We start from the raw sequence: 7235 nt of genomic DNA, 5'->3' as shown, positions 1-7235 counted from the left end.
AGACCTCACTCAAGGGGAGAAAAGCCTCGTCGCCACCATGCTCGAAAAGAGCGATGCCATTCGAACCGCTTACGTCTTAAAAGAAGGCTTTTACACCTACGTCCTTTCTCAGAAAAACAAAGAAGCCGCTGCTACTGCTCTTTCAACATGGATGGAAGAGGCTAAGAAAAGCGGGCTAAAGGAGTGGCGCTACTGCTTGCGCGCTTACACCAACTGGTTCGAGGAGATTACCAACAGCTTTGATTACCCGTGGAGTAACGGCTACGTGGAAGGAACGCACAACAAGATCAAGACCGTGAAGCGTGTGGCCTTTGGGATGCAAAACTTTCATCATTTTCGAACGAAACTGCTTTTCGTTTGTTCAAAAGGTCGGTGATGAATGGCTTTTAGGAAAACAAAAAGGAGCCTAGTTTTCACTAGACTCCCCAATGGTTGACATAGAACCAAAAAAATTTCCCATAACCCGCCCTTTGTCCTGGCAATTTCCTTTTTGGTTTTAATTTCAATCGGAACATTGCTTTTAATGCTTCCTCAAGCGTCGGCGAATCACACATCGGCAGGCTTTGTCGATGCCCTGTTCACCGCTACATCGGCCTCTTGCGTCACCGGACTCATCGTGCGAAATACCGCCGCCGGCTGGACCGTCTTCGGGAAATGCATTATTATCGGCTTAATTCAAATCGGCGGTTTGGGCACCATGACCATGCTTATGTGGATTTCGATTTTTACCGGCCAGCGCATTTCCTTAACGGGACGATTGTATATTAGAGAACAGCTCAATGCCGACAGCTTAACAGGCCTGGTGCGTCTGTTGAAATTCGCCACCCTCCTGACTTTGGCAATCGAAGGGGTGGGGGCGCTCATTCTGTCGTTTCATCTCGTGCCGCTTTACGGCGTGAAAAAAGGCATCGCCTTTTCTCTTTTTCACTCCGTGAGCGCCTTTTGTAACGCCGGTTTCGACCTGTTCGGCGATTCCCTCATGCCTTTTCAGGGCGACTTTTTGATCACATTAACCATCGCCGCCTTGATCATTTTAGGGGGATTGGGCTTCGTCGTCTACGCGGATCTGTGGCGTTACAGAACGCGCCGCCGCTTGAGTCCCCATACGAAACTGGTTTTCGTCACCACCGCCGCCCTATTGATCGCAGGCACCGTCATGGTCTCCGTCTTCGAGTGGAACAATCCCCTTACTTTGGCGCCCATGCCTCTGTCTGAGAAGCTTTTGGCATCATTCTTTCAGTCCACCACCTTTCGGACGGCGGGATTTAATTCCCTGGACATGGGATATATTACCGATCCCACGGCCTTTGGCAGCTGCCTTTTAATGTTTATCGGCGGCTCCCCGGGCTCCACGGCCGGCGGTTTAAAGACCACTACCTTCGCCATCGTCTTGGCGGCTACCTGGGCCAGCCTCCGCGGAAGCGACGACACGGAAATGTTTCATCGCCGCGTGGGGAAAGACATCGTGCGAAAGGCCTATTCCCTCTTTGTCATCGGGGTGGCTTTGGTCTTTACCGTCGCTTCTGCCGTCGTCATGTTTGAAGCGGGAAATGTAAAGTTTTTGGACGCCTTATTCGAAACTTTTTCCGCCTTCGGCACCGTCGGCGTCACACGGGGCATCACCATGATGCTGAAAAATTCGTCAAAATTAATTTTGGCCTTTACCATGTATTTGGGACGAATCGGCCCGACGACTTTTGCCATGGGGCTGTTTCACAGAGAACACAAGCGCAAATTCCGCTACGCGGAAGGAAAATTTATCGTGGGATAGGAGAGTACCATGGTTAAAAGTTTTATCGTCTTCGGCCTCGGTCGCCTCGGATCGACGGTGGCAAAGACCTTATATAATATGCACAACGACGTCTTGGCAGTGGACATGAATCCCGAGCGCGTGAAGTACGTGTCGGAAAATGTCACCACGGCTATTGAGGCCGATCTCATGGACGAAGACGTCTTCGACGATTTGGGCCTGAGCAATTTCGACTGTGCCGTTATCGCCATCGGAAGCAGTTTGGATTCCGCCATTATGGCTACCATCGCCTGCGTGGAAGCGGGGATTCCTTTGATCGTGGCTAAGGCACCGACCAAGCGCTACGGCCACATCTTAAAGCGCCTCGGTGCCCACACCATTATTTATCCGGAAATCGACATGGGCATGCGCCTGGCAAAGCAATTGACGGACAACGGGATTACCGATTACTTTGAATTGTCCGACGACTACGGCATCGTGGAATATGAAGTGGCGGAAGATTGGGTCGGAAAGAGCATCCGCGAACTTCAACTGCGCAGCGAATTTAATGTCAATGTCATTGCCATTCGCCGGGCCAAGGACCTTATCGTGCGCCACGTCGCCGAGGAAGTGCTGAATCGAAACGACATTATTATATTCTTCGGCAGCGACGACGACCTGAAGCAAATTCAAAAAGAGCGATCCGATGAATAGCATTGATTCGAAGGAGAACCGCCGCTTTAAGTCGTGGAAAAAATTGAAGGATAAGAAATATCGAAAAATAACGGGTACGCTCTTGGTGGAAGGCGTCGTGGTCATCGAAGAGGTCATGGCCGAAGGCTATGTGAAGGAGCTGATCGTCGACAAAGAAAAAGTCGAGCAGCACCGATCCCTGATCGAAAAGGCGGAGGCGGACGTCACTCTTTTGGATCACCGCCTCTTTAACGAATTGGTGTCCACGGAAACGGATCAGGGCATTCTCGCCCTGTGCCGCAGCTTTCTCGCGGACGCCGCGAGCCTCCCCGAATGTGGCCGCTTTCTCTACGCCGACGGCGTGCAGGATCCGGGAAACTTCGGCGGCATGATTCGTTCCGCCGAAGCCTTTCACTTCGACGGCGTGCTCGTCGGGCCGGGGACGGTGGATCCCACCAACGACAAGTGCATCCGCGCCTCCATGGCCTCGGCCTTTCGCCTGCCCGTGGCTTACGTCACAGACGAGGAGCTCTTCGCCTACAAAGACCGCGGTGCCCTCTTCGCGGCCCTGGATATTCGCGGCGAGAGCATGGCCGTGGAAGGGGAGAACAAAAACATCGTCTTGATCGTGGGAAACGAGGCCCGAGGCATTCGAGAAGAGCTGCTTGAAAAAGTGGATCTGCGCCTGCGAATCCCCATGAAAGAAACCATCGATTCACTAAACGCCAACGTGGCCGCATCCATCGCCATGTTTGTCATAGAAGGAGGAGGACAATGACACAGATTGTACAACCGTCCACATTGCCGGGCTTTATGGAGCTTCTGCCGAAAGATCAGTTGGTCTTTAATCGGATGAAGGACATTATTCGAAAAAATTACGAAGAGAAGGGTTTTCTGCCCATCGACACGCCGGTTTTGGAAAAAGAGGAAGTTCTCTTGGCCAAAGGCGGCGGCGAAACGGAAAAACAAGTCTATGCCTTTAAAAAAGGCTCCACGGACATCGCCATGCGCTTCGATCTCACCGTGCCCCTGGCGCGCTACGTGGCCCAACATTACAGCGATTTAAGCTTCCCCTTCCGCCGCTACCACATCGGCAAAGTCTATCGGGGCGAGCGGGCGCAAAAGGGTCGCTTCCGTGAATTTTACCAATGCGATATCGACATCATCGGAAACGGATCTTTGTCTCTGTACAACGATGGCGAAATTCCTTCGATTATCGCCAAGACCTTCCAAGATCTGGGCTTTGAAGCATTTACCATTCACATGAACAATCGCCGCATTTTAAACGGCTTCTACCGGGCTCTGGGCGTCAACGATTCCCAAGAAGTGCTTCGCATCGTGGATAAGGTCGATAAGATCGGCGTGGATTCGGTGAAGGAAGAACTTTCAAAAATCGGCCTCTCAGAAGATGCCGTGGAAAAAATCGCCGAGTTTATCAATATCTCCGGCACCACCGACGAAGTATTCGCTGCCCTCGACGCCATGGCCATCGACGATGAAGAATTTAAAACCGGCGTCAGCGAACTGAAAGAAGTCTTTTCTATCGCCCGCACATTAGGCGTATCGGACAAACACATGATTCCCGACATGAAAATCGCCCGCGGCCTGGATTACTACACCGGTACCGTCTACGAAACCATTTTGGACGATTACCCGGCCATCGGCTCTGTCTGCAGCGGCGGTCGATACGACAATCTGGCCGGCCACTACACGAAGCAAAAGCTTCCCGGCGTCGGCATTTCCATCGGCCTATCGCGCCTCTATTACCAATTAAATGAAGCGGGCCTCTTAAAAAGCTACGACGACGCGGCTTCTCAGTGCCTGATCATTCCCTTCGACGAGACGAAAGAAGAAGGCCTGCGTCTGTTAAAGACCTTAAGAGACGAAGGCATTCGCTGCATCTTCTACGGCGAGTCGGGAAAAATCGGCAAGAAATTTAAATACGCCGACCACCTGAACGTGGCTTATGCCATCGTCCTCGGTCAGGCGGAAGTGCAAAACAATATGCCCAAGCTTCGCAACATGAAAACCGGGGAAGAGAAGGCCATGGGCCCGGAAGAAATTATAAATTTTTTAAAGAATGAGGCATAAAGAAGAAACACAGTTGCAAAAGCAACAGGGATCTGCTATACTTCTTACCATGAATGAAGGGACGAGTACACAAAGCCTTAGCGAAAGAGGACGGTGAAAGCTCTTAATTTTGTGGAAAACCAACCCCGACGTCTGCCTTAATCGGCAGCGCTTAACAGGCGTTACATGTTTTGAGAAGTAATGAAGGTGGAACCACGGTACCGATCGTCCTTTTGGGGACGGTCGGTTTTTTTAATTGAGGTGAATGATGTTTAAAGTAAGTTATCCTGACGGAAGCGCAAAAGAATACGAATCGAAGAAATCGGTGAAAGAATTAATCGCCGACATTTCCGAAGGTTTGGAACGAGCCAGCGTCGGCTGTGTTTACAACGGCGTGATTTTAGGCAAACACGATTTTATCGACGAAGACGGCACCATCAAAGTCGTTAAATTCGAAGACGAAGAAGGCAAACAAATCTTCTGGCACTCCACGGCCCACTTAATGGCCTATGCCATCAAACGCCTGTGGCCCAACACGAAATTTGCCATCGGTCCTTCCATTGAAAACGGCTTCTACTACGATATCGACTTGGACGAACAATTAAGCACCGACGATTTGGAAAAGATCGAAAAGGAAATGAAGGCTATCGTCAAAGAAGGCCCGGTCTTTGAAAGAAAAGTCCTTTCCAAAGCCGAAGCGGAAGAACTCTTCAAGGACGAACCCTACAAGATCGAACTTATCGAAGATCTCCCCGCCGACGAAGAAATTTCCATCTACACCCTAGGCGACTACGTGGATTTGTGCCGCGGACCCCATTTGGAAAATGTAAAAGACATTAAGGCCGTGAAGCTTACCTCCATCGCCGGCGCTTACTGGCGCGGCGACGAAAAGAACAAGATGCTTCAACGGATCTACGGCATCTCCTTCCCGAAGAAGAAAGATCTCGACGAATACATGGAACGCCTGGAAGAAGCTAAGCGCCGCGACCACAGAAAGATCGGCCGCGAATTGGATCTGTTCAGCTTCCGCGACGAAGGCCCCGGCTTCCCCTTCTTCCATCCCAAGGGAATGCTCGTAAGAAACGAGTTGGAACGCTTCTGGCGCGACCTGCAAATTGAACGAGGCTACGGCGAAATCAAGACGCCCATGATCTTAAATGAAGACTTGTGGCACCGCTCCGGTCACTGGGATCACTACCGCGACAATATGTACTTCACCAAAATCGACGGCGAAGACTACGCCATCAAGCCCATGAACTGCCCGGGATCCATTTTGGTTTATGAACAATCCATGCACTCTTACAGAGACTTCCCCATTAAGCTCATGGAATTCGGTCAAGTGCACCGCCACGAACTTTCCGGCGCCCTCCACGGCCTGTTCAGAGTTCGTACCTTTACCCAAGACGATGCCCACGTCTTCATGCTACCCTCGCAAATCCAAGAAGAAGTCATTAAGCTCATCGACTTGGCCGATGAACTTTACAATACCTTCGGCTTCGACTACACGGTGGAACTTTCCACGCGTCCCGAAGACAGCATGGGTACCGACGAACAATGGGATATGGCTATTGAAGCACTGAAAAAAGCCTTGGACAGCAAGGAAATGGAATACGAAATCAACGAAGGCGACGGCGCATTCTACGGTCCGAAGATCGACTTCCACCTGCGCGATGCCATCGGTCGTACCTGGCAATGCGGAACCATTCAATTGGATTTCCAAATGCCCCAAAGCTTTGAATTGACCTATGTGGACGAAAAGGGCGAAAAACAACAACCCGTTATGAGTCACCGCGCCCTCATGGGCTCCATGGAACGCTTCTTCGGCATTTTAGTCGAACACTTTGCCGGTAAATTCCCCTTGTGGCTCGCACCGGTTCAAGTCAAAGTGCTTCCCATCAGTGAAAAATTCGAAGACTACGCCCTGAAAGTTACCAAAGAACTTTCCGATGCCGGCATCCGCGCCGAATACGACGAACGCAACGAAAAGATCGGTAAGAAGATCCGCGACGCACAAATGGAACGGGTCAACTACATGGTCATCGTCGGCGAAAAAGAAGCGGACAGCGGCAAGATCTCCGTTCGCGACCGCGACGGCAACGAACGCAGCGATGTTGAACTTGCCGATTTCTTAGGCGAATTAAAAGAAGAAATCGAAAGCAAGAGAATTGACTAAGATCTTCGCTTTCGGCGACTCTTATGTGGCGGGCTACGGTGTGGATTTCGATGAGTGCTGGGTCAGCCTGTTGGAAAAGCTTTTGAACCGGTCCGTCGCCAATTTGGGCATGAACGGCGCTTGGATCACGGAGCTTTGTGATATGCCTCCTGTGCTAAATGAAGGAGACGTGCTCTTGGTTTTAGGCGGCGCCAACGATTTGTTGGGTGAAGGCACCGTGGATCAGGTCATAAAGGCCTACGAAAGCCTCGAAGCCTATGCCCGAAAGCGAGGCGCCCGAGCCGTGATAATCGTGCCGCCGACGCCTGAAATCGTCGATGACGAGCTCTTTGTCGGCATGAGCATGATCGTGTCGCTCCAAGAGAAGATGAAAGAGCTGAACGAGAGAGCCTCCGGCCTTCATTTGGATTCAGTGATTCCGAACGATCCCGCTCTTTACATCGACGGCATCCACTTAATGCCGGAAGGGCACGAAATGATTGCCCGCGCCGTTTACGATTACGGAAAAGCCAATGCTATTTTCTAAAATAAGAGCTTGCACCCGTTGCAGGCTCTTTTTTTGCGTTGATT

Annotated in this window: 6 protein-coding genes and 1 pseudogene; all 7 read left to right on the top strand. The window is 51.1% G+C overall.

Annotated elements, in window-relative coordinates:
• A pseudogene (locus tag OCV31_RS00275) lies at positions 1 to 376 on the top strand (ISL3 family transposase); the annotation flags it as partial.
• Positions 377 to 451: 75 nt separating this feature from the next.
• Positions 452 to 1771: a TrkH family potassium uptake protein gene (locus tag OCV31_RS00270; protein WP_148471496.1), complete on the top strand. Its 1320-nt coding sequence runs from the start codon at positions 452 to 454 to the stop codon at positions 1769 to 1771.
• Between the two features lie 9 nt (positions 1772 to 1780).
• Positions 1781 to 2443 (top strand): potassium channel family protein, encoded by a 663-nt coding sequence (locus OCV31_RS00265; RefSeq protein ID WP_148471494.1) that lies wholly within the window; start codon positions 1781 to 1783, stop codon positions 2441 to 2443.
• Complete coding sequence (locus OCV31_RS00260; protein WP_148471492.1) at positions 2436 to 3200, top strand: TrmH family RNA methyltransferase; 765 nt, start codon at positions 2436 to 2438, stop codon at positions 3198 to 3200. Before OCV31_RS00265 ends, OCV31_RS00260 begins: the two co-directional genes overlap by 8 nt.
• The gene (gene hisS / locus OCV31_RS00255) at positions 3197 to 4513 is read left to right on the top strand and encodes a histidine--tRNA ligase (RefSeq protein WP_148471490.1); all 1317 of its coding nucleotides are present in this window, start codon (positions 3197 to 3199) and stop codon (positions 4511 to 4513) included. Before OCV31_RS00260 ends, hisS begins: the two co-directional genes overlap by 4 nt.
• A 247-nt stretch (positions 4514 to 4760) precedes the next feature.
• The gene (gene thrS / locus OCV31_RS00250) at positions 4761 to 6665 is read left to right on the top strand and encodes a threonine--tRNA ligase (protein WP_148471751.1); all 1905 of its coding nucleotides are present in this window, start codon (positions 4761 to 4763) and stop codon (positions 6663 to 6665) included.
• Positions 6658 to 7191 carry an SGNH/GDSL hydrolase family protein gene (locus tag OCV31_RS00245; RefSeq protein ID WP_148471488.1) on the top strand — a complete coding sequence of 178 codons (534 nt, stop codon included), beginning with the start codon at positions 6658 to 6660 and terminating at the stop codon, positions 7189 to 7191. The genes thrS and OCV31_RS00245 overlap by 8 nt, the downstream gene beginning before the upstream one ends.
• Positions 7192 to 7235: the final 44 nt, after the last annotated feature.

The sequence above is a fragment of the Aedoeadaptatus acetigenes genome, assembly GCF_025566985.1.
In the GTDB taxonomy this organism is placed as follows: domain Bacteria; phylum Bacillota; class Clostridia; order Tissierellales; family Peptoniphilaceae; genus Aedoeadaptatus; species Aedoeadaptatus acetigenes.
This window is presented reverse-complemented; position numbering and strand designations above follow the sequence as displayed.

Excerpts from the sequence above, each read along its gene's own strand:
- hisS (WP_148471490.1), top strand. The coding sequence starts at position 3,197 with ATGACACAGATTGTACAACCGTCCACATTGCCGGGCTTTATGGAGCTT.
- OCV31_RS00260 (WP_148471492.1), top strand. The coding sequence starts at position 2,436 with ATGAATAGCATTGATTCGAAGGAGAACCGCCGCTTTAAGTCGTGGAAA.
- OCV31_RS00265 (WP_148471494.1), top strand. The coding sequence starts at position 1,781 with ATGGTTAAAAGTTTTATCGTCTTCGGCCTCGGTCGCCTCGGATCGACG.
- thrS (WP_148471751.1), top strand. The coding sequence starts at position 4,761 with ATGTTTAAAGTAAGTTATCCTGACGGAAGCGCAAAAGAATACGAATCG.